29 protein-coding genes and 1 riboswitch are annotated in these 26434 nt (G+C 70.2%); of the genes, 15 read left to right on the top strand and 14 right to left on the bottom strand.

The window, feature by feature from the left end:
* Nucleotides 1-2: 2 nt before the first annotated feature.
* Nucleotides 3-1631: a GMC family oxidoreductase gene (locus tag ACZ63D_RS02455; protein WP_465352506.1), complete on the bottom strand. Its 1629-nt coding sequence runs from the start codon at nt 1629-1631 to the stop codon at nt 3-5.
* Between the two features lie 405 nt (nt 1632-2036).
* A riboswitch (adenosylcobalamin (AdoCbl) riboswitch) is annotated at nt 2037-2121 on the top strand.
* A gap of 42 nt (nt 2122-2163) precedes the next feature.
* On the opposite strand from ACZ63D_RS02455, the gene ACZ63D_RS02450 reads away from it, so the two are divergent.
* From ACZ63D_RS02450 to ACZ63D_RS02440, 3 genes are read left to right on the top strand one after another with little or no spacing between them, the layout of a single operon-like run.
* Entirely contained in the window at nt 2164-2373 is a 210-nt protein-coding gene (locus tag ACZ63D_RS02450) for a CbtB domain-containing protein (protein WP_465352505.1), read from the top strand.
* A 25-nt stretch (nt 2374-2398) separates the two neighbouring features.
* Nucleotides 2399-3238, top strand: a complete 840-nt coding sequence (locus ACZ63D_RS02445) for a CbtA family protein (RefSeq protein WP_465352504.1) — start codon at nt 2399-2401, stop codon at nt 3236-3238.
* Nucleotides 3235-3900, top strand: a complete 666-nt coding sequence (locus ACZ63D_RS02440) for a (2Fe-2S)-binding protein (RefSeq protein ID WP_465352503.1) — start codon at nt 3235-3237, stop codon at nt 3898-3900. The genes ACZ63D_RS02445 and ACZ63D_RS02440 overlap by 4 nt, the downstream gene beginning before the upstream one ends.
* 4 nt (nt 3901-3904) lie before the next feature.
* Here ACZ63D_RS02440 and ACZ63D_RS02435 read toward each other — a convergent pair whose 3' ends face one another.
* Entirely contained in the window at nt 3905-4462 is a 558-nt protein-coding gene (locus ACZ63D_RS02435) for a DUF3558 family protein (RefSeq protein WP_465352502.1), read from the bottom strand.
* Nucleotides 4463-4618: 156 nt separating this feature from the next.
* On the opposite strand from ACZ63D_RS02435, the gene ACZ63D_RS02430 reads away from it, so the two are divergent.
* Together ACZ63D_RS02430 and ACZ63D_RS02425 are read left to right on the top strand one after the other, a co-directional pair.
* Entirely contained in the window at nt 4619-4819 is a 201-nt protein-coding gene (locus ACZ63D_RS02430) for a hypothetical protein (RefSeq protein WP_465352501.1), read from the top strand.
* Nucleotides 4820-4910: 91 nt separating this feature from the next.
* Complete coding sequence (locus ACZ63D_RS02425; protein ID WP_465352500.1) at nt 4911-7283, top strand: HAD-IC family P-type ATPase; 2373 nt, start codon at nt 4911-4913, stop codon at nt 7281-7283.
* A 2-nt stretch (nt 7284-7285) separates the two neighbouring features.
* Here ACZ63D_RS02425 and ACZ63D_RS02420 read toward each other — a convergent pair whose 3' ends face one another.
* Together ACZ63D_RS02420 and ACZ63D_RS02415 are read right to left on the bottom strand one after the other, a co-directional pair.
* Entirely contained in the window at nt 7286-9115 is a 1830-nt protein-coding gene (locus ACZ63D_RS02420; protein WP_465352499.1) for a DUF4236 domain-containing protein, read from the bottom strand.
* Between the two features lie 58 nt (nt 9116-9173).
* Nucleotides 9174-9443, bottom strand: coding sequence for a DUF1918 domain-containing protein (locus ACZ63D_RS02415; RefSeq protein ID WP_465352498.1), 270 nt, complete (start codon nt 9441-9443; stop codon nt 9174-9176).
* Between the two features lie 251 nt (nt 9444-9694).
* Between ACZ63D_RS02415 and ACZ63D_RS02410 the strand changes: the two genes are divergently transcribed.
* From ACZ63D_RS02410 to ACZ63D_RS02395, 4 genes are all read left to right on the top strand, one after another.
* Nucleotides 9695-10216 carry a PadR family transcriptional regulator gene (locus ACZ63D_RS02410; protein ID WP_465352497.1) on the top strand — a complete coding sequence of 174 codons (522 nt, stop codon included), beginning with the start codon at nt 9695-9697 and terminating at the stop codon, nt 10214-10216.
* A complete protein-coding gene (locus ACZ63D_RS02405; RefSeq protein ID WP_465352496.1) occupies nt 10216-10905 on the top strand; it encodes an ABC transporter ATP-binding protein in 690 nt (229 codons plus the stop codon). Before ACZ63D_RS02410 ends, ACZ63D_RS02405 begins: the two co-directional genes overlap by 1 nt.
* A complete protein-coding gene (locus tag ACZ63D_RS02400) occupies nt 10902-13202 on the top strand; it encodes an FtsX-like permease family protein (RefSeq protein WP_465352495.1) in 2301 nt (766 codons plus the stop codon). Before ACZ63D_RS02405 ends, ACZ63D_RS02400 begins: the two co-directional genes overlap by 4 nt.
* Nucleotides 13203-13402: 200 nt before the next feature.
* A complete protein-coding gene (locus ACZ63D_RS02395) occupies nt 13403-14044 on the top strand; it encodes a TetR/AcrR family transcriptional regulator (RefSeq protein ID WP_465352494.1) in 642 nt (213 codons plus the stop codon).
* Between the two features lie 327 nt (nt 14045-14371).
* Here the strand turns inward: ACZ63D_RS02395 and ACZ63D_RS02390 are convergent, their stop codons facing one another.
* Nucleotides 14372-14809 (bottom strand): hypothetical protein, encoded by a 438-nt coding sequence (locus tag ACZ63D_RS02390; protein ID WP_465352493.1) that lies wholly within the window; start codon nt 14807-14809, stop codon nt 14372-14374.
* A gap of 47 nt (nt 14810-14856) precedes the next feature.
* Nucleotides 14857-15657, bottom strand: a complete 801-nt coding sequence (locus ACZ63D_RS02385) for an IclR family transcriptional regulator (protein WP_465352492.1) — start codon at nt 15655-15657, stop codon at nt 14857-14859.
* 58 nt (nt 15658-15715) lie between these two features.
* Between ACZ63D_RS02385 and ACZ63D_RS02380 the strand changes: the two genes are divergently transcribed.
* From ACZ63D_RS02380 to ACZ63D_RS02360, 5 genes are all read left to right on the top strand, one after another.
* Nucleotides 15716-16816, top strand: coding sequence for a mandelate racemase/muconate lactonizing enzyme family protein (locus ACZ63D_RS02380; RefSeq protein ID WP_465352491.1), 1101 nt, complete (start codon nt 15716-15718; stop codon nt 16814-16816).
* Nucleotides 16813-17982 (top strand): iron-containing alcohol dehydrogenase family protein, encoded by a 1170-nt coding sequence (locus ACZ63D_RS02375; protein ID WP_465352490.1) that lies wholly within the window; start codon nt 16813-16815, stop codon nt 17980-17982. The genes ACZ63D_RS02380 and ACZ63D_RS02375 overlap by 4 nt, the downstream gene beginning before the upstream one ends.
* 81 nt (nt 17983-18063) lie before the next feature.
* Nucleotides 18064-18480: a hypothetical protein gene (locus ACZ63D_RS02370; RefSeq protein ID WP_465352489.1), complete on the top strand. Its 417-nt coding sequence runs from the start codon at nt 18064-18066 to the stop codon at nt 18478-18480.
* Between the two features lie 77 nt (nt 18481-18557).
* Nucleotides 18558-18971 (top strand): SRPBCC family protein, encoded by a 414-nt coding sequence (locus tag ACZ63D_RS02365; RefSeq protein WP_465352488.1) that lies wholly within the window; start codon nt 18558-18560, stop codon nt 18969-18971.
* Nucleotides 18968-19396: a MarR family winged helix-turn-helix transcriptional regulator gene (locus ACZ63D_RS02360; protein WP_465352487.1), complete on the top strand. Its 429-nt coding sequence runs from the start codon at nt 18968-18970 to the stop codon at nt 19394-19396. Before ACZ63D_RS02365 ends, ACZ63D_RS02360 begins: the two co-directional genes overlap by 4 nt.
* 40 nt (nt 19397-19436) lie before the next feature.
* Here ACZ63D_RS02360 and ACZ63D_RS02355 read toward each other — a convergent pair whose 3' ends face one another.
* From ACZ63D_RS02355 to ACZ63D_RS02320, 8 genes are all read right to left on the bottom strand, one after another.
* On the bottom strand, nt 19437-20039 hold the full coding sequence (locus tag ACZ63D_RS02355; RefSeq protein WP_465352486.1) for an SRPBCC family protein: 603 nt from the start codon (nt 20037-20039) through the stop codon (nt 19437-19439).
* Nucleotides 20040-20170: 131 nt separating this feature from the next.
* Entirely contained in the window at nt 20171-20524 is a 354-nt protein-coding gene (locus ACZ63D_RS02350) for a hypothetical protein (protein ID WP_465352485.1), read from the bottom strand.
* A 312-nt stretch (nt 20525-20836) separates the two neighbouring features.
* Nucleotides 20837-21979, bottom strand: a complete 1143-nt coding sequence (locus ACZ63D_RS02345) for a hypothetical protein (protein ID WP_465352484.1) — start codon at nt 21977-21979, stop codon at nt 20837-20839.
* A 212-nt stretch (nt 21980-22191) separates the two neighbouring features.
* Complete coding sequence (locus tag ACZ63D_RS02340) at nt 22192-23985, bottom strand: APC family permease (protein ID WP_465352483.1); 1794 nt, start codon at nt 23983-23985, stop codon at nt 22192-22194.
* Nucleotides 23986-24080: 95 nt separating this feature from the next.
* Nucleotides 24081-24353: a DUF3040 domain-containing protein gene (locus ACZ63D_RS02335; RefSeq protein WP_465352482.1), complete on the bottom strand. Its 273-nt coding sequence runs from the start codon at nt 24351-24353 to the stop codon at nt 24081-24083.
* On the bottom strand, nt 24347-24667 hold the full coding sequence (locus ACZ63D_RS02330; RefSeq protein ID WP_465352481.1) for a DUF3618 domain-containing protein: 321 nt from the start codon (nt 24665-24667) through the stop codon (nt 24347-24349). The genes ACZ63D_RS02335 and ACZ63D_RS02330 overlap by 7 nt, the downstream gene beginning before the upstream one ends.
* On the bottom strand, nt 24664-25074 hold the full coding sequence (locus ACZ63D_RS02325) for a phage holin family protein (RefSeq protein WP_465352480.1): 411 nt from the start codon (nt 25072-25074) through the stop codon (nt 24664-24666). Before ACZ63D_RS02325 ends, ACZ63D_RS02330 begins: the two co-directional genes overlap by 4 nt.
* Before the next feature lie 54 nt (nt 25075-25128).
* Nucleotides 25129-25707: a hypothetical protein gene (locus tag ACZ63D_RS02320; RefSeq protein WP_465352479.1), complete on the bottom strand. Its 579-nt coding sequence runs from the start codon at nt 25705-25707 to the stop codon at nt 25129-25131.
* A gap of 101 nt (nt 25708-25808) precedes the next feature.
* On the opposite strand from ACZ63D_RS02320, the gene ACZ63D_RS02315 reads away from it, so the two are divergent.
* Nucleotides 25809-26228 (top strand): CBS domain-containing protein, encoded by a 420-nt coding sequence (locus ACZ63D_RS02315; protein WP_465352478.1) that lies wholly within the window; start codon nt 25809-25811, stop codon nt 26226-26228.
* The last annotated feature ends 206 nt before the right edge of the window (nt 26229-26434 follow it).

Genomic DNA, 26434 nt, shown 5'->3' with positions numbered 1-26434 from the left:
TCTCAGTTGCCGGAAAGGACCAGCTGCGCGCCCATTTCGCCGATCATGATGCAGGGCGCGTTGGTGTTGCCGCCGGTGATCGACGGCATGATCGAGGCGTCGCAGACCCGCAGCCCGTCCACGCCGCGCACCTTGAGGTCGGGCCCGACGACGGCGAGGTCGTCCACGCCCATCCGGCAGGTGCCGACGCCGTGGTACACCGACGTCGCGCGGTTGAGGATCGCGTCGCGCAGTTCCTGCCCGCGCAGGTGCTTGCCCGGGTGGATTTCCTCGTTGATCGAGCCCTTGAACGCCTTGGAGGCGAAGATCTCGCGCACCATCTCGGACCCCTCGCCGAGCACTTCGAGGTCAGCCGGGTCGGAGAGGTACTGCGGGTCGATGAGCGGCGCCGCGGCCGGATCGGCCGAGGCGAGCCGGATCGTGCCGCGGCTCTTCGGGTAGATCAGCGTGGTCAGCACGGTCAACGCCGGCCGCTTGTCGACCGCATGCCGGATCGGGGCGTCCTGGTTCGGCGACACGTATGCCCACGGCAGGAGGTGCAACTGCAGGTCCGGCACCGTCGTGGCCTGCGATGTCTTGAGGAACGCGAGCGCCTCGAACACCGAGTTCGCCAGGAACGTCGAACCCGGTTTGAGCAGCTCGCGGGCCATCCCGCGGGCGAAATACGGTGCGGTGCCCTTGTTCTTGCACGAGGACGCCTGGAACGTCAGCGCGTGGAACATGTGGTCGTGCAGGTTGTCGCCGACCGGCAGGTCGGCGACAACGTCGATGCCGTGCTCCTTGAGGTGCTCGGCGTGCCCGATCCCGGACAGCATCAGCAGTTGCGGCGACCCGACGAACCCGGCGGAGAGGATGACCTCCTTGCCCGCGCGGACCGTGCGGCGCTTGCCGTTGGCGTCGGTCACCTCGACGCCGGTCGCGCGGCCGTTCTCGATCACCACTTTCCGCACGAACACGCGGGATTGGATCTCAAGCGTCCGCGGTGCGAGGTGGTGCAGGTAGCCGCGCGAGGCGCTGTAGCGCAGGCCGTCGGCGGCGTTCTGCTGCATCCGGCTGACGCCCTCTTGGGACTCGCCGTTGTAGTCGTCGATGATGTCGCAGCCGATCGCGTCGGCCGTCGCGTCGAGGAACTGCAGCGTGCCTTCCTGCGGAATCTTGTTGCGGGTGATCTTGATCGGCCCGCCCGCGCCGCGGAAGGCGTTCTCGCCGTCCTCGAAGTCCTCCATGCGCTTGTACGCGGCGTTGACGCTGTCGGCGTCCCAGCCGGTGTTGCCCTCGGCCGCCCAGTCGTCGAAATTCGCCCGGTTGCCGCGGACGTAGACCATCCCGTTGACCGAACTGGAGCCGCCGAGCACCTTCCCGCGCGGCACCGGCATGCGCCGATCGAGAACATGTTTCTGCGGGACCGAGTAGAACCCCCAGTCGCTCAGTTTTTTCAGCTGGGGCACCGCGTGCAACGGGGCCACCAGCCCCGGCTTGCGCAACAGCAGCTGCTCGTCGCTCTTGCCCGCTTCGAGCACGATCACGCTGGCCCCGGACTCCGCGAGCCGTCCAGCGACGGCAGCTCCCGAGCTGCCCGACCCGACGACCACGTAGTCGGCTTCGTTGCTCCGGGCCACCCTGGCTGCCATGTCCGCTCCTCGTCCCGCGCACCACCGAAACTGTAACCTGTTCTAGTTCAGGAACGGTATAGCTTTCCCGCCGGACGCGCAACGCCTCGCGCGCGAACCTGATCGGACCGGCCGGAGGGCGATCTCCCGGAGCCGCACACGAAAACCGGCGCGGACTTCCGCGCCCCGAAAGCGATGTTCGGCCAACTCGATCCGGGCGAGGTCGGAGTTGGCCTGCTCCGCTGCGACACTTCGGAGGGCCTGTGCCCCGAGCACCTGGCCTTCTACCGCGACCCCGCGTGAACGGCCTTGCTCCGTTCGGTGCGACCCCGGGCACACCGGCCGCGCAAACCGGGAGATAGCGGACACCTCGGACCCTCGGGCGATTGACGACCGGCCGGACACCGCCGTACCGTGCTGCTCGCGCGACGGCTTCCCGAAGCCGGTGAGAATCCGGCACGGTCGCGCCACTGTGTGCCCATCCCGGGCGAGTCAGGTCGAGGAGCCGTCGTCAGGTCCACCCGCAAGGGACGCGTCATCCCGAAGGAGAGCCATGGCCACCATTCCGGCCGACCGGTCCACCCCGGTCGTTCTGCCCGTGTCGAAAGCCGCTTTGCTGCTCGGCGCCACCATCCTCGGCGCGCTGCTGCTGTACTACTTCATCGGCGTCGACCAGGGCGCGGTCTCGATTTTCGGCAGCGACACCCACGTGCACGAGTTCGTCCACGACGCGCGGCACTTCCTCGGCTTCCCCTGCCACTGACGCGCCCGGAACGGACAACCGAACAATGCAGAACAAGCTGATTCTGCGCGGCCTCCTCGCCGGAGCGCTGGGCGGATTGCTGGCGTTCGTCTTCGCCCGGATCTTCGCCGAACCGCTCACTCAGGCGGCGATCGACTACGAATCCGGCCGCGACGAGGCGCAAATGGCGCTCGACAAGGCCGCTGGTGTGCCGACCGAGCACGAGGGGCACGAGATTTTCAGCCGGGCGGTGCAGGGCAACCTCGGCATCGGGCTCGGCATGGTGCTCTTCGGGGTCGCGATGGGCCTGCTGTTCGCGGTGACCTACACGGTGCTGCTGGGCCGCGTCGGCCGGATCCGCGCGCGGGTGCTGGCGGTGCTCGTGGCCGGGGCCGGGTTCCTGTCGCTGTACCTCGTCCCGTTCCTGAAATACCCGGCCAATCCGCCGGCGATCGGGCACGAGGCGACCATCGGCGCGCGCACCGGGCTGTACCTGACGATGGTCGTCGCGTCGGTGGTCTTCCTGGTCGCGGCCGTCGTCGCGGGCAAACGGCTCGCGCCGAAGCTGGGCAACTGGAACGCGACGCTCGTCGCGGGCGCCGGGTTCGTGGTGCTGTCGGCGCTGTTGATGGCGCTGCTGCCGTCATTGGGCTCGCTGGCTGCCAACGTCGCCGAATACGGTCCGCAGGCCAGCGAAACCCCGCTGCCGCTCAAAGCCCCCGACGGGCAGATCGTCTATCCCGGGTTCCCGGCCGACACGCTCGTCGGCTTCCGGCTCTACTCGGTGCTGGCGCAGGTCATCCTGTGGACGACCATCGCGCTGGTGTTCGGCCCGCTCGCCGAACGCGTGCTGGGCCGCGGGCGCGCGGCTACCGTCGAGGCGTGAACCCGCTGACCGGACTGGGCCCGTTCTTCGCCGTCGACACGCATCCGGCCGGGGAACCGGCCGAGCCATGGCGGCTGCTGACCGAGGTTCTCGACGACGGTCCGGTTCTGCGCGAACGCGTCGCGCAGAACCGGGCCGTTCTCGGCGGCGATTTCGTGGAACTGCGGGTCGCGGCGTCGATCGCGCATCTCGGACTGGCGGCGCGGATCATCTCGCCCGCGCTGGGGCTCGCGGTCGGCGCGAGCGCGGTGCCGGACTACTCCACGGCCTGGTGGCAGCCGAAGCTGGGCGGCGCGTTTCCGTTGTCGCTGCAGGAAAACTCGCCGATCGAGTCCGATGTGGTCGGTGCGTTCGCCGAACGGGTTCTGCGGGGGCCGCTGGCGCGGTTGGACAAGGCGATGGAGCAGTTCTCGCTGGCTCGGAATGTCCGGCGGGGAAATGTGGCCTCGGCCTTGAACGGGGCGGTGACGGTGCTGCGAGCAGAGCGTCCAGAGTGGACTGAGCGGGTCGCCGGAATGGTTGCCGCACTGGAGGAATTGCCGGAGCTGGCCGGTACCGCTACCCGGGAGAACGGGCGATTCCGTCGTCGGAGCTGCTGCTTGTTCTATCGGGCGGCACCGGATCGCGACGGCCCCAAATGCGGGGACTGCGTGCTGGCCTGACCGGTCAGGGTTTCCGGTTGGCCAGATAAGCGATCATGACCCCGGCGAAATTGTCGGCCTCGTAACACGGGTCGCTGTAGGCATCCAGTTTGGGATCGGTCGCTGTCACGGTGACGGTGAGCAGAGTGTCGTCGGCGACGCCGGTTTCGACAGTGCACTGGCCGTCGCGAGCGTCCCGGTGAATGCCGGGATAGCTGTGGACGAAAACCGGGGCGAAGCCCGAAACAGTGGCGCGGCGGCGGTAGAGGGCTTCCAGGCCGCCTGAGGCGGTGTCGACGGAGGCGAGGTAGACCAGGGCTTTCGTGTCGCGGGGGATCCAGGTGCAGGCGGTTTTGCCACCGGACCGGGAGGCCGTTCCCCGGTCGGCGACGAAGAACCTGACCAGCTGGTCATGCGTCATCAGGTCGCAGGGCTTGGTCGTGAACTGTGTGAGATCCAGCGGAGCGTCGGGGAGCGGCGGCGAAAGGCGCGGCGGAGGCTGCGGCGCGGACGAGCAGCCCGCGACTCCGAGGATGAGCGCGACCAGCAGGCCGCCCGAAAGAACGGTTTTGTTCGGTGCCACGGAATTGAGCATAGCCGCGTTTCGGCGCTTTCCTTTTCCGGTGGAAACTGAACGAAAGACCGTTTTGCACGACCGGAAATCGGAAAACTCCCTTTTGGGCCTGCGATCAAGATCTGCGCGAGGAACACTCGGCAAAGAGAACGGCGGGAGGTCGCCATGCGCAGGTACCGGAACTATTGGACATACAGCGCTGGGCTGCTCGTCGCGTGGGCGCTGGTCTTCCTGCTCACCGGCCTGCTTCGCGGTGCCCACGAGGTGCGGGTGGTGCTGCCGGTGTTCGGCGGCTTCTGCATCGGCTGGGTGAGCACGACGATCGCGCGCTACGTCTACCCGCCGCCGAAGCACTGGCTGGGCTGAGCCGGTCCCGGTCGCCGAGTCACCCGAACGGGCGGACCCGCCGGGGCGGCGACCCGCCGGTTTCGCCCGGAAACTGCGTAAGGTCGGACCCATGCCAGGGGATGACGGCCTGCTCACGCAGGACAGCACGCGCGGGCTCACCGCGGCCGAGGTCGCCGAGCGGGTCGCCGCGGGGCGGACCAACAACGTGCCTTCGCGCACGAGCCGCAGTGCGTGGGAGATCGTCCGGGCGAATGTCTTCACCCGGATCAACGCGATCTTCGCGGTGCTCGCGGCGATCATCTTCTCCACCGGCTACCTGCTGGACGGCCTGTTCGCCGGGGTGATCGTCGCGAACAGCGTCGTCGGCATCGTGCAGGAGCTGCGCGCCAAGCGGACGCTGGACCGGCTCGCGATCGTCGGACAGGTGCGGCCACGCGTGCGCCGCGACGGGACCAGCGGCGAGCTGGCCCCGGAGGAGGTCGTGGCCGACGACGTGATCGAGATCGGCGCGGGCGACCAGGTGGTGGTCGACGGCGAGGTGCTGGCCGCGGACGCGCTCGAGGTCGACGAATCGCTGCTCACCGGCGAGTCGGACCCGGTGGTGAAGCACGCGGGCGATCCGATCATGTCCGGCAGTTTCGTGGTGGCCGGGAACGGCGCGTACCGGGCGACGAAGGTCGGCTCGGAAGCGTACGCGGCGAAGCTGGCCGAGGAAGCGGGCCGGTTCACCCTCGTCGATTCGGAGCTGCGGAACGGGATCAACAAGATCCTCAAGGTCATCACGTACCTGCTGATCCCGGCCGGCGCGCTGTCGATCTACAACCAGCTTTCCGGTTCGCAGGAGCTGCCCGCCGCGCTGCGCGGGATGGTCGCGGCGCTCGTCCCGATGGTCCCGGAGGGCCTGATCCTGCTGACGTCGGTCGCGTTCGCGGTCGGCGTGATCCGGCTGGGCAGGCGGCAGTGCCTGGTCAACGAGCTGCCCGCGATCGAGGGCCTGGCCCGCGTGGACGTCGTCTGCGCGGACAAGACCGGCACGCTCACCGAGAACACGATGCGGCTGTCCGAGCTGCGGCGGCTGCGCGACGCGGCCGAGGAGCCGGAGACGGTGCTGGCCGCGCTCGCCGCCGCCGACCCGCGGCCGAACGCCAGCCTGCTCGCGATCGCCGAGGGCTGCCCGGCCGCGCCGGACTGGACGCCGACCGCCGTGGTGCCATTCTCCTCGGCGCGGAAGTGGAGCGGCGCGGCCTTCGGCGACCACGGCGACTGGGTGCTGGGCGCGCCGGACGTGCTGCTGCCCGCCGAGTCGGAAGAACGCGCGGAAGCGGAACGGATCGGCGCGCAAGGCCTGCGGGTGCTGCTGCTCGGCCGGGCCGGGAACGCGGTCGACGCGCCGGACGGGCCGGGCGACGTCACGCCTGTGGCGCTGGCCGTGCTGGAACAGAAGATCCGCGGCGACGCCCGCGAGACCCTGGACTACTTCGCCGCCCAAGGCGTTGCGGTGAAACTGATTTCGGGCGACAACGCGGTGTCGGTCGGCGGCGTGGCCCGCGCGCTGGCCTTGCCCGGCGGCGAGGCCCCGGTCGACGCGCGGACGCTGTCCGAAGACCCCGGCAAACTGGCTGACCAGCTGGAGGGCACCGCGGTGTTCGGCCGCGCGACGCCCGCGCAGAAACGGGCGATGGTCGCGGCGCTGCAGGAACGCGGGCACACGGTCGCGATGACCGGCGACGGGGTGAACGACGTCCTCGCCTTGAAGGACGCCGACGTCGGTGTAGCGATGGGCGCGGGCAGCCCGGCGACGAGGTCCGTCGCGCAGATCGTCTTGCTGGACAACGCTTTCGCGACCCTGCCGCACGTCGTCGGCGAAGGCCGCCGGGTCATCGGCAACATCGAACGCGTCGCGAACCTGTTCCTCACCAAAACGGTGTACTCGGTGCTGCTGGCGCTGATCGTCGGCGTGCCCGGGCTGATCGGCCTGGACGCCATGCCGTACCCGTTCCTGCCGAGGCACGTGACGATCGTCGGTTGGTTCACCATCGGCCTGCCCGCGTTCGTGCTGTCGCTGGCCCCCAACAACGACCGCGCGCGCCCCGGATTCGTCGGCCGCGTGCTGCGGATGGCGGTCCCGGCCGGGGTGGTGATCGGGGCCGCGTCGTTCGTCTCCTACATCCTGGTCCACCCCGGCACCGCCACCACCGACGCGGAGCAGGTGCAGGCGAGCACCACGGCGCTGATGACGTTGATGGCGCTGGCGCTGTGGGTGCTGGCGGTGGTCGCGCGGCCGTACACGTGGTGGAAGGCCGCGCTGGTCGCGACGATGGCGGTGGTTTCGGCGCTGATGTTCGTGCTGCCGTGGACGCGGGACATCTTCCAGCTGGACCCGGGCAACGCGAGGTACACGCTGACCGCGGTGGTCTGCGCCGCGGCGGGAGTGGTGCTGATCGAGATCGGGCGGTGGATCGGGAACCGGATCGGGAACTAACGTCATCGGGGGACGGGTTCGGCCTTCGGAAGCCGGAGGTCGAGCTGGAAGCCGCGGTCGCCGTCGGTGATGAACGCTTCGCACAACGGGGCGCCGGTGACGAGATGCCGGTAGCGGGCGCTCATGGCGGCGGTCAGTTCGCCGACGCGCTGGCCGTCGAGGCGGACTTCGATCGCGTAGGAACCCTTGTGCTTGCCACTGGACACTGTGGACGGTGCGAGTTCGGCGGCGACGAGCGTGCGCGGGCCCGCGTAGTGCTGCCGCAAGGTCTCCTGGTGGTTTTCTTCTTTCGTGACGGTGATCGTTCGCTCCGGTGCGAGCAGCTCGGTCTCCGCGGTGAGATTGGCGAGCACCAGGGCGTCCGGGCTCGCGAGATGCAGGTACATCCCGTAGTTGCGGCTGCTTCCGCCCCCGGTGATCCGCGCCGGGCAGGTTCCGGCGTAACCCGCGTCGCCCAAAGCGCGGAGAACCGGCTGGTATTCGCGAGCGTCCGAACGGGACAGATACCCGACGGTTTCCGGCCCGGCGGCGGTGAGCGCGTCCACGCGGACGGCATGGAGATCGTGTGGATTCCGCGGTTCCGGGACCAGCAGCGCGACCACCGGAAGATGCTGGTCGAACCCTTCGCCCGCGGCGATTCCGCGTGCCGCGCGGTGCAAGGCCGGTTGATAATGCGATTCGCCGACGACCGCGACGCGTCCGTCCGCCGACAGCCGTCGCCGGGTCAGCGCGGTGCGCGGCGCGTCGTGTCTGCGGCGGGGTTCGGCCGGGGCGACGACTGGCCGCACCGGCACCGGCTGCGCGATGGCCGCGGCCATGGTGCGCAGTGCTTCCGCCAGCGCTGAGCTGGCGCGCGGGGTCGAGAAGTCGAAGGTCGCCCGGTACTCGTTCGGGCCGGAGAGCCGCAGCGAGCCGTACTCGAGGACGGGAAGCTGCCGGTTGTTCTTGTACCGCCGGTCCGGGCCGCCCTTGACGTTCACATACCGCCAGGTGCTCCCGACGACGCGGGCGTCGCCGGGAACCGAGCCGTCCTCGATGAACCGCTGGACGACGGCCTCGATCTCCAGGTTCCGGTACTCGACGTCGGCGTAGTGCTTGCCCTCGCGCACCAGCACCCGGTCCGGCAGGAAGTAGACCGCCCGGTCGCTCGTGGCGAGCGAGGGGATGGCGATGTTGGCCGACAGGTGCGGCGGCCCGCCGATGCCCCGGGTCAGCGAGACGCGTCGGACCAGCGCGGACGCCCCCGCGTTGACCTTGTGCTGACGCGTGGTCGACACCGCCCCCGACGCGACGACGTGCCACGCTCGTTCTGCCTGCCGAACCGGTCCGAACGCGTCGACCAGGCCTTGGAACCGGCGGGCTTCCCCGTCGTCCTGCACGTCGTAGAACACCACGACGGTCCGCCGGACCCGGTCGTTCAGGAAAACCCAGACCGTGAGAGGCACGCTGGCCAGGAGTGTCCACGGCGATGCGGCCACCAGCACGAGCGAGAGCACCAGAACCCACGGCCACCATCGCACCGAACGCGCGGCGTCGTTGAGCTGCCCGACGAACTCGCTCGCCTCGGCGGCCGCCATTTCCAGGGTGGTCGCGCCGGTGATGTCGGACAGCACGACGTCGCTCGCGGGCAGCAGCGGCGGCGCGGTGCTCGGTGCCTTCGAGCGAGTCGTCGCCTGGTAGCTGACCCGGCCGCCGCCGAGCGTGACGTAGGCGCCGCGCGGACCGGTCCCGACGCGGAACCCGGGCACGCCGACGGACGCGCCGAGCCCGGCCCGCGACATGCTCACGCGCAGCGGGCCGACCTTGACTCTCGTACGCAGATAGAACGACATAGGCGACCTTCGACGGGCGGCATTTGCCCGCTCTGGATCGCCACGCGTGCGCTGGCTGTTACGCCTCGCTCGGAAGATGCTGCTGGAGTGCGCCGAGCCCCTCGGCCCGCTCCCGGTCGTGCGCGTCCTGGGCGGTCAGCTCCGCCTCGGTCAGCACGATCGCGTCCGGGCCCGGGAAGACCGTCGATTCGTGGTCGGCGCCCTCCCAGCGGACGGTGAACGGCGGTCCGCCGTCGGCCGAGCCCACGGCCACGATGCGGCCCCGGTGCTCCGGCACGTCCACCTGGTTTCCCTTCACGACCAGCCAATCTCCGCGCTGTGCGTGCATGTCGCCTCCTCGGAACGACGTCGTCGCCCGCACGGATGCCTCGCCACGTCGGCCGCGAAACCTCGCACTAGGCCGATCAGGGGGAGACAAGCGCCCGGCCAGCGAAAGTAGCGCACGCCCGGGCGGCGCACCGAAAAACCCTCTGACCTGCGGCAATGAACTATTCTATGGTGGTATACACACCGCGTATACCCCTGTTGTATAGTGATCTTCACCCCCCGGGATTCCGGGGGCAAGGGAGGAACAGGGGAATGTCGGTTTCACATACCTTGCTCGGGTTGCTCGAGTCGGGTCCGAGACACGGGTACGACCTGAAACGGGCGTACGACGAGCAGTTCGGGCAGGACCGCCCGCTCGCCTACGGCCAGGTCTACTCGACGCTGTCGCGCCTGCTGCGCAACGGCATGGTCGAGGTCGCGGGGGTCGAGAGCGGCGAAGGGCCCGAGCGGAAGCGCTACACGATCACCGACGCCGGGATCACCGACGTCGAGAAGTGGCTGAGCACTCCGGAAAACCCGGAGCCGTACCTGCAGAACACGCTGTACACGAAGGTGGTTCTCGCGCTGCTGTCGGGGCGCGACGCCAACGACGTGCTCGACGTCCAGCGCGGCGAGCACCTCAAGGTGATGCGCTCGCTCACCAAGCGGAAGTACGAGGGCGACCTCGCCGATCAGCTGATCTGCGACCACGCGCTCTTCCACCTCGAGGCGGATCTGCGGTGGCTCGAGCTCACCGCGGCCCGGCTCGGCGAACTCGAGAAGGCGGTGCGCTGATGACCAGGCCGGGAACTCCGTTGCTCGCGGGCAACGGGCTGCACAAATCGTTCGGCCAGACGCGGGCGCTCGACGGGGCGGCGCTGACCGTCTCGGCGGGGGAAGTGCTCGCGATCATGGGCGCGTCCGGTTCCGGGAAATCGACGCTCCTGCACTGTCTCGCCGGGATCGTCCGGCCGGATTCGGGGACCATCCACTACGGCGGCCAGGACCTGGTCGCGATGGACGACAAGGGCCGCAGCGCGTTGCGGCGCACCGAATTCGGCTTCGTGTTCCAGTTCGGCCAGCTCGTTCCCGAGCTGACCTGCCTGGAGAACGTCGCGCTTCCGTTGCGGCTGACCGGGGCGAAGCGCGGGCCGGCCGAGGCCAAGGCGAAGGAATGGCTCGCCCGGCTGGAGGTCGACAACCTGGCCAAGCGCCGTCCGGGCGACGTCTCCGGCGGGCAGGCGCAGCGGGTCGCGGTGGCGCGGGCGCTGGTGACCGGGCCGAAGGTGGTCTTCGCCGACGAACCGACCGGCGCGCTCGACTCGCTCAACGGCGAGAAGGTCATGCAGATGCTCACCCAGGCGGCGCGGGAAACGCACGCCGCGGTGGTGCTGGTGACCCACGAAGCGCGGGTCGCGGCATACTCCGACCGCGAGATCGTGGTGCGGGACGGGCGCACGGTCGACCGGGAGCTGGTCGCATGACGCGGGATCTGCTGCTGGGACTCCGGCTGGCCGTCGGGGGCGGCCGGATGTCCGGGTCGGCGCTCCTGCGGCTCGCGATGACCGCGTTCGGGATCGCGCTCGCGGTCGCCGTGCTCCTGCCCGCCGCCTCGGTGAGCCATCTCGTGGACGCGCGGGCGGACCGGGCGGCGGCGATCAAGCAGGACACCGCGCCGCGGGAGGGGATCGCGCCGCTGGCGACCTACCGCTGGTACCCGTCGGTCGGCGAGGACTTCCTCCAGCTGACCGCGGTGGCGCCGACCGGACCGAACTCGCCCGTGCCGCCGGGGATTTCCCGGCTGCCCGCGCCGGGCGAGGTGATCGTGTCGCCGGCGCTGGCGGAGAAGCTGAACTCGGCCGACGGCGCGTCGATCAAGGCGCGGCTGCCGGGGAACGTGGTCGGGCAGATCGCCGAGCCGGGCGTCAGCGACGCCGCCGACCTGACGGCGTACTACGGGTCGACCGCCGCGGAAATCAAGGCCGAGGGCGAGAACGCCAGCAGCGTTTACGCCTACGGCAAGCCCGCGGAAGGGTTCACCCTGCCTTTGGTGATGTGGGTGTTCATCGCGCCGATCGCCGCGGTGCTGCTGCTGCCGTTGCTGATCTTCGTGACCACCGCGTCGCGGATGGGCGCGGCGCAGCGGGAACGGCGGCTCGCCGCGCTGCGGCTGATCGGCGTGGACGCCCGGCAGATCAAACGGGTCGCGGCGGCGGAATCGCTGGTCGGCGCGGTGATCGGGCTCGTGGCCGGCGGTGCGCTGTTCTACGCGCTGCGGCCGTTCATCGGGGACTGGCTTCCGTTCGGCCTGCGCGTGTTCCCGGACGATTTCACGCCTTCGTGGGTGTCGTTGCTGGTGATCGTGCTGCTGGTGCCCGGTCTCGCGGTCGGCTCGGCGCTGTTCGGCCTGCGCCGGACGATCGTCGAACCGCTCGGCGTGGTCCGGCAGGGCAAACCGGTGCGGCGGCGGATGTGGTGGCGCTGGACGCTCACCGGGATCGGCGTGCTGTTCCTGCTCGGAACGCTCCTCGTCCCGCCGGGGTCGGGGGACCAGGCCGCGGCGACGGTGCTCGCGGTGGGCAGCGTGTTCCTGCTCATCGGCGTCGCGGCGCTGCTGCCGTGGCTGGTGGAGCGGATCGTGGAACGGCTGCGCGGCGGGCCGCCGTCGTGGCAGCTCGCGGTGCGCCGGCTGCAGCTCGACAGCGGCACCGCCAGCCGGGTGGTGTCCGGGCTGGTCGTCGTGCTGGCCGGGACGATCCTGATCCAGGGCGTGCTCACCTCGTTGACCGACCGCACCTCCTCCCGGTCGTACGAGACGCCGCAGGGGGTCGCGGCCGCGCCGGTGCGGGTGGACACGACGACCGCGCACGAGGCCGAGGTCCGGCAGCAGCTGTCCGGAGTGCCCGGGGTGACTGGCGTGCACAGCGCCAAATCCCTGCAGTTCAAGTCCGGCGAACAGAACGTCTTCGGCACTCTCGGGGACTGCGTGGCGCTGAAGACGCAGGCGAACATCGGAGCCTGCGCGGACGGCGACGTCTTCTATGTCGCGGGATCGTCGGCCCAGCCCGCTCCGAAGGGCGAGTTGCAGATGTACGACTACCGCAAGAGCAACGAGGTCGCCGGTCCGAAGTGGACGGTGCCGGGCAACGTCCGGGTGGTGTCCTCGGGCAACAACGCGAAGGCAGTGGCGAGCGACCTGCTGGTCACGCCCGGTGCGCTCGGCGGCGTCCAGGCTCCGGGGGAACGCCTGCAGCTGGTGGTCGAAGGCCCCGGCAGCGTCGACGCGCTGATCGACCGGGTCGCCACCGCGGTGCGCCCGCTGGCGTGGAAGGCCGAAGTCGGCAAGACGGACTACCTGTCCGACTACGCCGGCCGTGACGAGCGCATGCTGGCGAGCTTCCGCGCGGTGCTGCTGACCGCGTCGCTCTTCGTGCTCGCGGTGGCCGCGATGAGCCTGCTGATGCTGTCGATCGAGCAGATCAGCGAACGACGGCGCCCGCTCGCGGCGCTGTCCGCGGCTGGCGTGCCGATCGGGGTGCTGGCCAGGGGATCGCTGTGGCAGACGGCGGTTCCGGTGATCGTCGGCGTGGTGCTGGCGGTCGGGGCCGGGCTGGGCTTGACCGCGCCGATCCTGCGGCTGGCGAAAATGCCGATGATGGTGGACGGCGGGGTGCTCGCCGGGCTGGCCGGGGCCGCGGTGGCCGCGGTGCTGCTGGTGACGGCGTTGACGTTGCCGCTGCTGCGTCAGGTGACAAGGCTGGACACGTTGCGCTCGGAGTAGACCGGGGTGATTCGGGGGGCGAAGGGCTCATCGGGGATTTCCTCGGTGGGCCCTTCGCTGTGCCTGCTGCGGGCAAGAGGGCTCTCCGCGAAGCAGACCCGGAAGCTGGTGTCGGACATGCGTTTTCGTGGTTGTGACCAGTGGTCATACGACTCTCGGTCAAAGAGTAGGATCAGGGCGGGGAGAGGAGGAGGTCGGCGGTGCCGACGGGAACGTGGGAGCGGCTGCCGGAGAAACGGCGGGCGGCCGTGCTGGCGGCGGCCGAGGCGGAATTCGCGGCGCGCGGTTTCAGCGGCGGCAGCCTCAACACGATCTGCCGCGAGGCCGGGGTGTCGAAGGGCAGCCTTTTCCAGTACTTCACCGACAAGGCCGACATGTACGTCCACCTCGCCGAGCTGGCGAGCGCGCGGATCCGCGCGGCCATGGAGGCCGAGGGCGCGAAACTCCCGTGGGACAAGGATTTCGCCGGTTCGCTCGACCAGCTGCTCGACGCGTGGGTGCGGTATTTCTACGACCATCCGCGCGAGCGCGCGATGACCGCGGCGGCCAACCTCGAACCCGATCCGGTCGCCCGCACGCAGGTGCGCGAGGCGGTCGACAGCCACTATCTGGCGGTGCTGCGGCCGCTGGTCGAGCGCGCGGTGGCGGCGGGGCAGCTGCGTGCGGACACCGAGGTCGAGATCGTGTTGTCGTTGCTGCTGCTGGTTTTGCCGCATCTGGCGCTGGCCCCGCACGTCGCGGGGCTCGACCCGCTGCTCGGGCTGGCGGAAGGCGATGCCGCACACGCGTCGGCGACGGCGCGCAGGCTGACCGGGGCGGTGCTGGCGCCGTATGTGCGCTGAGCGGCGCGGAACGGTGTGGTGTCGGGAAGGGGCGGTTCGTCGCGCTTCGCGAAGGCAGGCGGGTAAGGCGTGAGCGGTAGGCGAGGAGCTGGGGGCAGGTCTGGCTGGGGGTGCGGTGGCGAGGGTCGGTTCGGAACCCGCGCCGTGCGAAGGCGGGCTGTAAGTCGCGCGCGGCGTGAAGCTGGGGCAGCGCGAAGCGGGTCTGGCTGAGGGTGCGGCGGCGACGGTCAGTTCCGATCTCGCGCTCCGCGAAGGTAGGCCTTAAGTCGCGCGGCGTGAAGCTGAGGCAGCGCGAGGCAAGCCCGGCCACGGGTGCGGCGGCGAGGATCAGTTCGGAACCCGCGCCGCGCGTAGGTAAGCCGCCAGCCGGATTCGCAGGCCGCGCAGGTCGCGCAGGGCGAGCGGCAGGTGGTAGGCCGGGCGGTATCCCACCGTGTGGCCGGATTCCCCGCACGGTCCGGCGAAGTAGACGAATCCCTCGTCGTGGTCGCGGCGGGCCGGGGACCACGGCTGGTCCTGCCAGGCGCGCGCCGCGGCGTGGCTGGCGATCCAGTAGTTCGGGGCTTTCATCGTCTCGGCGATCGCGGCGGCGAAACCGGCGGCGTCGGTGTCGCTGACGCCCAGGCCGCGGCCCGGCCACAGGCGGGGCAGCACCCGGTCGGCGGTGTGGTCTTCGAGCCACGGCGCGCAGGCGAAGATCGCGCGCGTCCCGTCGACGGAGACCGACCAGCGCTGCATGGCCGCAGTGGGCGGGATTTCGTACATGGCGACCACCTGCTGAACGGACGGGAAACACGAAGCATAAAGGAACTTCACCGCGATGCGCCGAGCGCGGCGGAGATCCGGTCCGCGACCGTCCGGGTGAACCGGCCCGCCGCGGGGAGGCGTCCGCCGAGGCGCGATTTCGGGGCGGATACGTTGACCGCGGCGACGATGTCGCCCCGGAATCCGTACACCGGCGCGGACACGCCGACGAGCCCGGGCTCGAATTCCTCGTCCACCGTTTCGTAGCCGCGTTTTTGGATGCCAGCGAGCTTCCCGGTCAGCTGGCCGAGCGTGAGCGGCGGCGGTTGCTCGGCGGCTCCGGGGAGGTCGGGGAGCGGGTGCCCGGCGGCGCCGGCGAAGGTCCGCCACCACTGCCCGACGGTTTCCTCGTCCCATTCGCTCAATAACACCCGTCCGGGTGAGGTCGTGAACGGGTCGACCCCGACGCCTTCCCAGCCGAGCCCGCGAAAAGCGTGGGACGCGAGTTCGCTTCGGAGGGTGAACACCTGCCCCGCACGCAGAACGCACAAATGCGTCGTTTCGTTCAGCCGCGCCACGATCGTGCGCAGAAAAGGCGCGGCGAGGTGCGCGAGATGCGTTTCGGTGGCGTGCGTGGCCAATGCGAAGAGCCGCCAGCCTGGCCGATAGGCGCGGGTGTGCTCGTCGCGCGACACCAGACCGGCGTCGGCGAGGGTCGCGAGGGCTCGCGAGACCTGTGCCTTGTCGCGGCCGGACAGTTCGGCCACGCGGGACACGCCGAGTCCGTCGCGCGCTTCCGGCCGCGCGAGGACTTCGAGCAGGTCGACATCGCGGACCAGGCCCGAACCGTAGGTGCGCTGGTTCGCCATGTTGAGGACTGTGCAACAACGATTGGGCGACAGTCAATCCGCGATTACCGTCGCGGGAGTGCAGATCGCCGAGATCCAGCTGCTGTCCGGGACGCTGCCGCTCGATCCGCCGTTCGACGCCGCGTGGGATCCGGTGCCGCGCACGCGGTTCGACGCGACGGTGGTCAAGGTCGTGACCGACGAGGGCGTGACCGGCTACGGCTCCGGCGACACGATGGCCGGGTTCGAGCCGTACGCGGAGCTGTTCCTCGGCCAGGATCCGATGGCGATCAGCCGGCACGTCCGGGCGCTGGAGACCATCGCGTTCCACGCCGGGCGCTACTGGCCGTTGGAGATCGCGCTGTGGGACGTCATCGGGAAGGTGCTCGGCGTCCCGGTCGCGACGCTGTTCGGCGGCGCGGCGGACGCGATCCCGGCGTACGCGTCGACCGGCCGGATCCTGCCCGCCGAGGAGCGCGCCGAGGTCGTGGTCGGGATCCGCGAGCGCGGTTTCCGGGCGGCGAAGATCCGGCTGGCCGCGGACGATTTCGCCGGCGGAATCCGCACCATGCGGGCGGTCCGGGAGGCGGTCGGCCCGGAGATGACTCTGATGGCCGACCTGAACCAGGCGTGGCGGATGCCCGGCGACGTCCGGCCCTCGCTCGACCCGGCGGCGGTCCGCCGGTTCGCGGAAGCGTTGCGGGAACTGGACGTCTTCTGGCTCGAGGAACCGCTGCCGCTGGACGACCGGCCCGGCCTGCGCGCGGTGCGCGGCACCGGGATCCGCGTCGCCGGGGGCGAGATGGTCCGGACCTTCAGCGAGCTGCTGGACCTGGCCGGATCCGACGCTCTCGACGTCTATCAGCCCGACGTCGCGCTCGCCGCCGGAATGCTGCGCGCCCGCACGCTCGCCGAGCTGGTGCTGGCGCGCAACCGGCTCTTCACGTCGCACACCTGGTCGAACGGCCTCGGCCTGCTCGCGAACCTGCACGTGACCGCGGGCGTCGGCGGCGGGCCGTATCTGGAATTCCCTTACGACCCACCGGTGTGGACGCCGGAGCGGCGCGATTTCCTGCTTGCCGCGCCGCTGGACATCGACGCGGACGGCCTGCTGCACGTGCCGTCCGCGCCGGGGCTGGGCGTCACTGTCGACGAGGAACGGTTCGGGAGGAAACGATGACCGAGATCCCGGCGATCGAAATCGGTCCCTATCCGGCCGCCGCTTTTGCCGCCGGAGCCGTCGAACAGTTGCCCCGATTGGTCCGTACGGCCGGAGCGAGGAAGGTCGTGGTGGTCAGCGACCGCGGCCTCGTCGCGACTCCATTGCCGGAGCGGGCGGCGCAGTTGTTGCGGCAAGACGGCTTAGCGGTCGAGGTTTTCTCGGAGGTGCATCCGAATCCGACCACCGACGACGTCGACGCGGGTGCCGCCTTCGTCCGTGCCGCCGGTGCGCAAGCCGTGATTTCGCTGGGCGGCGGGTCCGCTTTGGACGCCGCGAAGGCGATCGCCCTGGCCGCCGTCAACGACCGCCCGGCCACTGAGCTGACGTGGAGCACCGAAACCTCGCCGGAATTGGCGCCCGCGTTGCCGATCGTGGCGATCCCGACCACCTCCGGCACCGGTTCGGAATGCAACGACCTCGGCGTCATCACCGACCCTCGGCGGCAGCGCAAGTGTTACCTGGGCGGCCCGACTTGCCTTGCCCGGTATGCGCTTCTCGACCCGGAACTCACGCTGAGCCTGCCGCCTCGCGCGACAGCGGCCGCCGGAATCGACTGCCTGACCCATGCCGTCGAGTCCTTCCTTTCCGCCCGCCCGAACCCGTGGGCCGATGGTCTGGACCTGCAAGCCGTCCGTTTGGTCGCGGAGAATCTGCGCCGCGCGGTTTCCGTCGGCGGAGACTTGGCGGCACGGGCGAACCTGATGCTCGCCGCGCATACCGCGGGCCTGGCGATGCGAACGACCGGACTCGGGGTGGTGCACGGCATCGGACACTCGCTCGGCGGCCGGTTCGACCTGCCGCACGGCCAGGCTTTGGCCTTAGTGCTCGGCGAATGCCTGCGGTTCAACCGCGCGGTGCGGGAGGACCGCTTGGCGCGTTTGGCGGAACCGCTGGGTGTCGCCGACGCCCGGGAATCCGTCGCGCGCAACGCGGAAGCGGCGATCGCGGCCGTCGAGCGGCTGGTGGCGGAGGTCGAACTGGCTGGCCGGTTGCGGGAATTCGGCGTAGGAGAAGGGGATTTGCCGGATCTGGTCGCCGACACCTTGGCGGACGGCGTGCTGGCGAACACCCCGCGCGAGGTCTCGGCGGCGGACGTCACCGGGATTCTCCGCGCGGCCTGGTAGCCCGGCGATGCCGGATGTCGTTGTCCGGCAACGGCGGACCGGGACGGAACGCTGACCCGAGGCGTGAGGATAATCCGGGTGGTGGCCACGCTTCGGTTCGTCTTCCATCCGCCCGCTGAGCTGGGCGGTCCAGTTGTGGTGCCGTACGTCGACGACGTCGCGCTGACCGACTTGATCGACCGGTTCGAACTCGCTGCGGGCATGTCTCCGGCGGGGGAGGCGTACGGCGGCCTGATCCCGAGCCGGTTCAGCGCCACGATGGCCGAGCATTTCCACGGCCTCGACTTCGGCGAAGGCGAAACCCCGCTGCTCGCCTGCGCGTGCGGCGACTGGGGCTGCTGGCCGCTGCTGGCTCGCATCACCGTGACCGAGGACGAGGTCGTCTGGGATTCGTTCGCGCAGCCGCACCGGCCGAAGCGGGACTACCGCGGGTTCGGGCCGTTCCGGTTCGCCCGCGCCCAGTACGAGGCGGCTGTGCTCCGGCTGGAGTCCGCCTGACCACTGTCTTCGAAGGGGCTTGCCAGTTAGTCTGCGCGCAGATAGTCTCTGCGCAGACCAACTGGAAGGACGAACTCATGTGGACCACTGACTACAGCGCGGACACCACGGCGAGCCCGGAGGCGGTGTGGGCGGCGCTGCGGGCGCTGCACAGCGGGACGTCGCTCAGCGAGCGCAGCGACCGGTTCGAACTGCACGGACCGTTCGAGAAGGGGACCGAACTGTCGGTCACGCCGCAGGGGCAGGACACGTTCCGTTCGCGCATCACCGAACTGACCGAAAACGAGGTCTACGAGGATGAAACACGGTTCGGCGACGTGGTGCTGCGGTTCCGGCACACGCTCGCGCCGCGCTCCGGCGGCGGCACGCGCGTCACGCATCGCTTGGAGATCGAGGGCGCGGCGGGTCCGGAGCTGGGGCCGCAGATCAGCGAGGACTTCCCGGCCGCGATGAGCGATCTGCTCGGCTACGCGGAGCGGTCCGCGCGATGACGCGGTTCGCGGGTCCGGGGGACAGTCCGGGTTTTCTGCTGTGGCACGTGACTTTGGCGTGGCAGCGGCGGATCCGGCAGACGCTCGAACCGCTGGGTCTCACGCACGTCCAGTTCGTGCTGCTCGCGTGCTGCTGGTGGCTGGAAACGCACGGAACGCCGCCGCGGCAGCAGGAACTGGCCGCGCAGGCGGGCACCGACATCAAGATGACGTCCCAGGTGATCGCCCGGCTGGAGACGGCCGGGCTGGTGACGCGGACGGTCGACGCGGGCGACACGCGCGCGAAACTGGTGCGGCTGACCGAAAAGGGCCGCGACCTGGCCGGGCGGGCGGTGGTCGCGGTGGAGCGGGTGGACACGGAGATGTTCGGCGCGGATGCCGGGCCGCTGCTGCGGACGTTGCGGTCGGTGCTCGACGCGGAGTGAGGGACTCTGGGCAGGCGGCGGGTCGGCGCACGGGTCGCGGTCAGCTGCGGGAACTGGTTTCAGCAGCGGTTTTGAGGTCGCGCAGCCAGGCTTCGAGGCCCATGTCGGAGGTCGGGTCCGCTTGCGGGCCGGAGTGGCTTTCCTCGGTGCGGACGAGGACGCCGCCGCGGACGGGACGGAACGTCCAGACGTGGACGCCGTCGATGTGGTACCCGGCGGCGTCGGCGGGCCCGGTCCAGCGGAGGCAGTTGCCGCGCTGGAGTTGCCGGACCGTGGAGCTGATGACGACGGTGCTCGGGGGAGTCGAGGGCACGTGGACGGTCGCCTGGAACCGCGAATGCTTGCGCAGCGGTCCGGGATCCAGGCGGCGCACGGTCATCGGGGCGGCGGGTTTCTGCCAGGACGTCCAGGCTTCGACGTCGGTCTGGAGGTCCCAGATCGTGCGCAGCGGCGCGTGGATCAGGATTTCGGCCCGGTGGCGGGCTTCCGCTGACGGGTCGACGCCTCGGCCCTGGCAGGTCGGACCGGGGCCGGGAGCGGCGGCTTGGGCGGGGGCGGCGAGGGCGAGGGTCAGCGGGACCGCGAGCAGGGCAGCCAGCAGGCCGGTCCGGCGCCGCGGGAGCTTCGAGCGGGTGTCTGGCATGGGTTTCTCCTTGTGTTAATGGCATTAACTACAGTGAAACCCTATAGCTCGGCGGCGGTGAAGGTCAATAGGAAAGGTGAAGGGGTTTAACTCAGCGTCGGTGGGTGGAGCCTCGTCCCGTCGGGCGCGCGTCAGGCGCGAAGGAAGGCATCCGTCAAAGCGAAGTGCGGCTGGGTGTGGACGCACATCCGGCCGCGGCCGCCTTCCGCTTGGTACTCCACCGCGATGACGGGTCCGGCGGGATGGCGCTCGATTGTCAGCACGGTCGCGTATTCGCGGAAGACGTCGACGACAAGGGCGGATTCCCTCCGGTACCGGACGCGGACGCTCCGCTCGGCCACGTCCCAGCTGACGTGGAGTTCCTCGTTTCCGGAGACGGGGATCTTGACCTCGCGCACGAAGTTGTCGCCCGAAATCTCCTCCCACTGAGGGAGGACGTCGAAGACCGAGAACCACACCTCGTCGTCGGCGATCGCGAACTCCACGCCGGGCAACGTACCGGCAAGACTCAAGCAGCCGTAACGGAATTAGCTTCCGGAAGCTCCGGAGGCGGGGATCAGGTAGACCGCGTCGGTGCGCACGGCGAGCGGCCAGGTGGCTCGGCAGCACGATCGCGACCTGGCGGCGAAGGTCGTGTTCGGCGAGCGCCGCATCGAGCGGGCCGAAGGCTGACGGCGGCCGCCATGTGCGGGGTGACGGTATTTCGAGGTGGCCGACCTGCTGGTCGCCATCGCCGCCTGAGCACGCGAACAGGCCCCGTCTCCCAGGATCGGAGACGGGGCCTGCTCAGGCGTCGATCAGTGCGCCGCGGCCAGCGCCGCCGTGGTGGGCGGCATCAGCTTCGGGTATTCCTTCTGGAACTTCTCGATCATCTTCGCGGACGGGATGATCCGGTTCGGGTTGTTCTGGGTCACGGCCTGCTTCTCGCCCCACGCCCCGGCGGCCTTGCGCTGCTCGGGGGTGCCGTGGCTGTGGAAGCAGTCGCCGATGGAGGCGTCGAGGTAGGTGACCTCCTGCTGGGTGCGGGCGTTCCAGGCTTCGCCCTTGGCGTGGGCGCCGAAGTAGCCGCCGTAGGCGTCCGGGCCCATCTCGCTCGACTCGTTGCGCGGGTAGTTGTTGTGCGCGAAGTCGACCTGATGGCCGTATTCGTGGCCGACGACCGCTTCCACCGACACGTCGTCGAAGCCGAGGTGGTTGACCACGTCGAGCAGGCCGTCGCCGAGCATGATGCGCTTGCCGCCGAGGCTGTCGGCCGGGGCGGAGAACGCGTTCAGGGTCAGCAGCGGATGACGGCCGCCCTGCAGGCCTGGGACCTCGTAGAGCACCTTGGTCGCGAGCGCGCCCGCTTCGGCGGCGCGCTTCGGGTCGAGGCCGAGCTTGAACGTCTGGGTCGTGCGCTCCTGGCTGCCCAGGTCGGTGCCCTTCCAGGCGACCAGCTGGATGTTCCAGCTCTCGATGTCCCAGAATCCGCGCAGTTTGTCGATCGTCGCGCCGGCGCGCGGCGTGTACTGGCCGTCGGTGCCGAAGACCTGCGGGGTCTTGTCGCTGGCGACGGCCTGGGTGTAGAGCTGGCCGATCGCGCTCAGCGCGCTGAGCGCCTTGCCCTCGGTCGGGGTCAGCTTGGCCGCGAGGCTGTTCGCGTAGGTCAGCAGCGAGCCCTCGGTGCAGCCCGGGATCGGGCCCTGCGCGGCGTTCGCCTGCTGGCCCGGCCGCTTGACCGGCGAGTCGAACAGCGGGTCGACGCCGCGCAGCGCGTTCGCGGGCAGCCCGTTGTAGAGGTCTTCGACGTCCTGGTACAGCTGCGCGATGTCCTGCTCGACCGAGGTCGGCTCGGCCGCTCGCGGCGCCGCGGTCGCCGGGACGGCCGTGGCCATCGTCAGCGCCGCGAGGGTGCCCGCCGCGGCGAGCGTTCTGCCGAGAATCCTGGTCCGTTTTCGCATGGGCCCCTCATTCCGGTTTTCAAGATCGCCAACTGCGGCAACCCTAAGACGATCTTGGCCGAGGAAACCGGGCCGGGCGAAAGAACCCCGGGATGGCCCACGCCTTTCGGCGGGTTTTCGCCCGGCGGACATCGGCCGAAAGTACTATCGGGCAGCTCTCCGGGCGTGCGGGAAAACCCGGTATTCGGGAAAACCGGACGAAATCCGCTTCGTCAGGCCCCGATCCGAAACCGCATCCGGCACACCACCGCGTCGGAACGGCGGCGCAGCGCCCGGGCCAGCACCGCGCCGCGGCGGTTCTGCAGGACGCGCTGCCAGACGTGCTCCGGTTCGACCTCGGCGACCAGGACGAAGACGTGGCATCCGGCGTGCCGGCGGAGGTGCTCGACGATCGGCTCGCCGAGGCGGCGGCGTTCGTCGTGCAGCTGGACCAGCGGGACGTCCGGACGCCACTGCTCCCACGCTTCGACGAACTCGCGTGCCGAGGCTTCCTCTTCCGGATGCGTCACGTGGACGGCCTCGACGTGGTCGCCGAGCGAGAGCGCGGCAGCGAGCGCGTCGCGGGTCAGCCGGGACACCGTGTGGACCGGGACGACTACCAGCGACCGGTTGGGCCGCGGCGGGGGAGGGATCCGCCCGAGTTCGAGCCGGTCGCCGATCCGGCGATAGTTGCGGTGGACCCATTCCATCAGCAGTACGAGCACCGGCAGCGCGACCACGATCAGCCAGCCGCCTTCGCCGAATTTCGTCGCGGTGACGACGATCGCGGCGAGTCCGGTGAGCAGTGCGCCGAAACCGTTCAGCGCGGCTTTCCCGCGCCAGCCACGCGGACGGGAACCGAACCAATGCCGCACCATTCCGGTTTGCGACAGCGTGAAACCGACGAACACTCCGATCGCGAACAACGGCACGAGCGTGTTCATGTCGCCATTCGCGAGGATCAGCAGCAAGGCCGAAGCGAGCGCGAGGAAACCGACGCCGTAGCGGTACACCTGGCGTTCGGCGCGCAAGGCGAAGACGTGCGGCAGATTGTTGTGTTTCGCGAGCAGCTGAGCCAGTACCGGAAGGCCGCCGAAGGACGTGTTCGCGGCCAGCGCCAGCAGGACGACGGTGGAGAATTGCACGACGTAGTAACCGAAACCGTCGCCCAGCGAAGCTGCGGTCACCTGCGACAGCACGGTCACGCCGTCGACCGGGTGGATGGCGAACTTCCCGATCAGCACGGCGGTCCCGAGCAGCATCACCGCGAGCAGTCCGCCGAGCGCGACCTCCGCCCGTTGCGCCCGGCGTACGCGCGGTTTGCGGAACGACGGCACGGCGTTGGCGATCGCTTCGACCCCGGTCAGTGCCGCGCAGCCATTGGCGAAAGCCTTGAGCAGCAGAAGGATTCCGACCGTCTGGAGGTTCGGGAGGGGTCCACTCGCGACAGTCGCGGCCGGAGTGGCGCGGAAAAGGCCGACCACGACGACGGTGAGGATCGATCCGACGAACACCGCGGTCGGAATGATGAATACCCGCGCGCTTGCGGCGATGCCGCGGAGATTGATGCCGGTGATCAGCGCGAGGATTCCGAGGCACAGCCACAGCTTGTACGGCAACAGCGCGGGAAACGCCGAGGTCAGCGCGGCGACCCCGGCGGCGACCGACACCGCGACGTTCAGCACGTAGTCGACGATCAGCGAGGCGGCGGCAACGAGCGAGGCGCGTCGGCCGAGGTGGGTGCGGCTGACGCCGTAGGCGCCGCCGCCGTCCGGGAACGCGGCGATGACCTGCCGATACGACAGGGTCAGCACGGCGAGCAGGACGGCGATCGCGAGCGTGACGGGCAGCGTGAAGCCGAGGCCGGTCCCGCCGGCGACGGCCAGGACGAGCACGATCGCCTCGGGTCCGTAGGCGACCGACGCCATCGCGTCGAGGGACAGCGCGGCGAGGCCGCCGACAACGGAAAGCCGGTGTCGGTCGGCGGCCGCGCGCGACGTTTCCGGGCGGGACAAAGTTGCGGTCACCCGGTCAGGCTGGCCCTCGCGACGCGACCGAGGGAGCGTCGTTGACGGTTTCCTGACAGTGATCTAGCGAACGGCAGTGATCCAGCGAACGCGAGTCAGCCGGAAGACCCGGCTTTCCAGTGCCGCACCGCGAACGGCCCGCCCCCGAGGATCGCGAGCGCGACGACCCCGGCCACGATCATGCCCGGCCGCAGGTCGAACGCGCCGGTGGCGATCAGCACCAGGCTCGTGACGATCGCCAGCACCTCCAGAGCGGACCGGCGCCGACGGCCGGATCCGCGGCTCAGCTCCGCGCTGAGCCGCGGATCCGTGGCGGACAACCCGCGTTCGATTTCGTTCAGGGCACGCTGTTCCCGATCGGTCAGCATGCGCCCCCCTGCTCGCGGTGCGCGTGCCGGCGGCGGATCAGGAACCGCAGGATGAACACCCCGCCGAACACCGCCGCGAACAGCGGGAGCGGGTTGTTCCGGACAGCCTCCGCGCCCGCGCGGACCTTCTCCGCGGCCGGGGCCGAGACGGTCTTCTCCACCTGCGCGGCGGCTCGGTCTATCGTCTCGTCGACCTTCTCGCTGGCCCGGGTCCGGACGTCCAGCTTGTGGCTCAGCGCGTCCAGTGTTTCGGCCAGTTCCTCGCGGGTGACGTCCCGGTCCGCGCGGGCCTGCTCGACCTTGCGTTCAGTCATGACCGCACCTGCTTCATCGTCTCGACGTCTTCGCGCACCCTCTCGACGGATTCCTCCGGCACCAGCGGTCCGGCGCGTTGCGTTTCCTTGCGACCGGCCAGCGCGGCGAGCCCGGCGATCAGCAGCAGGGCGCCCGCCACGATCAGCGCGGCCAGCCACCCGGGCAGCACGAGCGCGAGGGCGAGCACGGCCGCCGCAATCAGGGTCGCGCCGCCGAAAAGCGCGAGCAGGCCGGCGAAGCCGAAGAGCCCGGCCCCGATGCCGAAGCGCTTGCCCTTTGTCTGCAGTTCCGCCATAGCCAGCCGGAATTCGTCCTGGATCAGGCGTTTGACGGAAGCGGTCAGATCGGCCGCGAGGTCCGCGGTGGATTTCTCGTGCGCGGGCGTGCGGTTCATTTCCTCCAGCACGGCTTCCTCCCTTCCTTTTTCGAGGCTTACCCCGCAGGTGGGCGGCGAAACCGGTCAGCGCCCCGCCGATTCCAGCGCGGCCAGCGCCGTGCGGAGTGCGTCGACGACCCAGTCGTGGCCCAGCGGGAGCGGGCTCGGCACCTGGTCGCGCGGGCTGTCGGAACTGTGGGCGAGTACCTCGACTTCGACGCCGGACTCGCGCAAGGCGGCGATCTCGGCCTCGTGCTGGGCCAGCCAGGCCTCGTCGGCGACGGCGGCGTCCGCGGGGCTGATCACGCCTTCGGCGGCCGGGTCGACGAGCAGGATGGAACGCAGCGACCCGGAATGCTCGGCAGCCAGCCGCAGCGCGTCCGCGGCGAGGGGGCCGCTCGTCACCAGGTCGCTGCGCTCCGGCCCGTCGAGGGTTTCGGCGCTTTCGTGCCACGCGCTGTCCACTGGGATCCGGAACCAGAGGATCTCGTGGTCCTCGGCGAGCGGACGCCAGGTGGCGGGCAGGCCGTCGTGTTTGGCGGCACCGGCCGGGTCGAGCACGATCAGCCGGGGTGCGCCGGGGCGGCCCGCCGTGACCAGCGACGGGCCTTCCGCGGACTGGGTCGGACGAGAACGGTTCGGGCATGTCGGCTCCTTCCGCAAAGCCTGCGGTTACCCGGGCGGATGCGGGAGAAACGGTTCGGCACGCGTAACGGCCGGGAACGTGGGTAGCCGGGGAGTGATCGAGGAAGGGAGACGATCTGATGACCACTGCCCGCGATTTGATGACGCCGAACGCGGTGTGCGTGCGCGAGTCGGACACCGTCAACGACGCCGCGCAGAAGATGGCGCGCGAACAACTGGGTTCGCTGCCGATCTGCGGCGAGGACAACCGGCTCAAGGGAATGCTGACCGACCGCGACATCGTGGTGAAGGTGATCGCCGAGGGCAAGGACCCGCGTGCGGTGCACGCCGGCGAGCTGGCGCAAGGCGAAGCGGTGACGATCGGCGCGGACGACGACGTCGCCGAGATCATGCAGACGATGTCCCAGCACCGGGTTCGGCGGCTGCCGGTGATCGACGGCCACGACTTGGTCGGCATCGTCGCGCAGGCGGACGTCGCCCGCGCTCTGCCCAATCCGGACACCGGGGTGCTGGTCGAGGCGCTGTCGCACGACTACTGACCGGCTCCTGTTTGCCCCCGGCGGGTCTGGGTACCCGCCGGGCAAGCGCAGTGCGGGCCAGGGGGCCGACGGCCGCGGGGGGGGGGGGGGGGGGGGGGGGGGGGGGGGGGGGGGGGGGGGGGGGGGGGGGGGGGGGGGGGGGGAGGGGGGGGGGGGAGGGGAGGGGGGGGGGGGGGGGGATCGTCCGGGCGCTGCTTATGCGCGAG

This window comes from Amycolatopsis sp. NPDC104775, assembly GCF_055583325.1.
This window is presented reverse-complemented; position numbering and strand designations above follow the sequence as displayed.

Bases quoted from the DNA above. Each gene is read 5' to 3' on its own strand.
- ACZ63D_RS02425 (WP_465352500.1), top strand. From the start codon at position 4,911: ATGCCAGGGGATGACGGCCTGCTCACGCAGGACAGCACGCGCGGGCTC.
- ACZ63D_RS02455 (WP_465352506.1), bottom strand. From the start codon at position 1,631: ATGGCAGCCAGGGTGGCCCGGAGCAACGAAGCCGACTACGTGGTCGTC.
- ACZ63D_RS02415 (WP_465352498.1), bottom strand. From the start codon at position 9,443: ATGCACGCACAGCGCGGAGATTGGCTGGTCGTGAAGGGAAACCAGGTG.
- ACZ63D_RS02400 (WP_465352495.1), top strand. From the start codon at position 10,902: ATGACGCGGGATCTGCTGCTGGGACTCCGGCTGGCCGTCGGGGGCGGC.
- ACZ63D_RS02345 (WP_465352484.1), bottom strand. From the start codon at position 21,979: ATGCGAAAACGGACCAGGATTCTCGGCAGAACGCTCGCCGCGGCGGGC.
- ACZ63D_RS02375 (WP_465352490.1), top strand. From the start codon at position 16,813: ATGACCGAGATCCCGGCGATCGAAATCGGTCCCTATCCGGCCGCCGCT.
- ACZ63D_RS02385 (WP_465352492.1), bottom strand. From the start codon at position 15,657: ATGGCGAACCAGCGCACCTACGGTTCGGGCCTGGTCCGCGATGTCGAC.
- ACZ63D_RS02355 (WP_465352486.1), bottom strand. From the start codon at position 20,039: ATGCCAGACACCCGCTCGAAGCTCCCGCGGCGCCGGACCGGCCTGCTG.
- ACZ63D_RS02450 (WP_465352505.1), top strand. From the start codon at position 2,164: ATGGCCACCATTCCGGCCGACCGGTCCACCCCGGTCGTTCTGCCCGTG.
- ACZ63D_RS02360 (WP_465352487.1), top strand. From the start codon at position 18,968: ATGACGCGGTTCGCGGGTCCGGGGGACAGTCCGGGTTTTCTGCTGTGG.
- ACZ63D_RS02420 (WP_465352499.1), bottom strand. From the start codon at position 9,115: ATGTCGTTCTATCTGCGTACGAGAGTCAAGGTCGGCCCGCTGCGCGTG.
- ACZ63D_RS02430 (WP_465352501.1), top strand. From the start codon at position 4,619: ATGCGCAGGTACCGGAACTATTGGACATACAGCGCTGGGCTGCTCGTC.
- ACZ63D_RS02445 (WP_465352504.1), top strand. From the start codon at position 2,399: ATGCAGAACAAGCTGATTCTGCGCGGCCTCCTCGCCGGAGCGCTGGGC.
- ACZ63D_RS02330 (WP_465352481.1), bottom strand. From the start codon at position 24,667: ATGACTGAACGCAAGGTCGAGCAGGCCCGCGCGGACCGGGACGTCACC.
- ACZ63D_RS02365 (WP_465352488.1), top strand. From the start codon at position 18,558: ATGTGGACCACTGACTACAGCGCGGACACCACGGCGAGCCCGGAGGCG.
- ACZ63D_RS02390 (WP_465352493.1), bottom strand. From the start codon at position 14,809: ATGTACGAAATCCCGCCCACTGCGGCCATGCAGCGCTGGTCGGTCTCC.
- ACZ63D_RS02315 (WP_465352478.1), top strand. From the start codon at position 25,809: ATGACCACTGCCCGCGATTTGATGACGCCGAACGCGGTGTGCGTGCGC.
- ACZ63D_RS02335 (WP_465352482.1), bottom strand. From the start codon at position 24,353: ATGCTGACCGATCGGGAACAGCGTGCCCTGAACGAAATCGAACGCGGG.
- ACZ63D_RS02405 (WP_465352496.1), top strand. From the start codon at position 10,216: ATGACCAGGCCGGGAACTCCGTTGCTCGCGGGCAACGGGCTGCACAAA.
- ACZ63D_RS02410 (WP_465352497.1), top strand. From the start codon at position 9,695: ATGTCGGTTTCACATACCTTGCTCGGGTTGCTCGAGTCGGGTCCGAGA.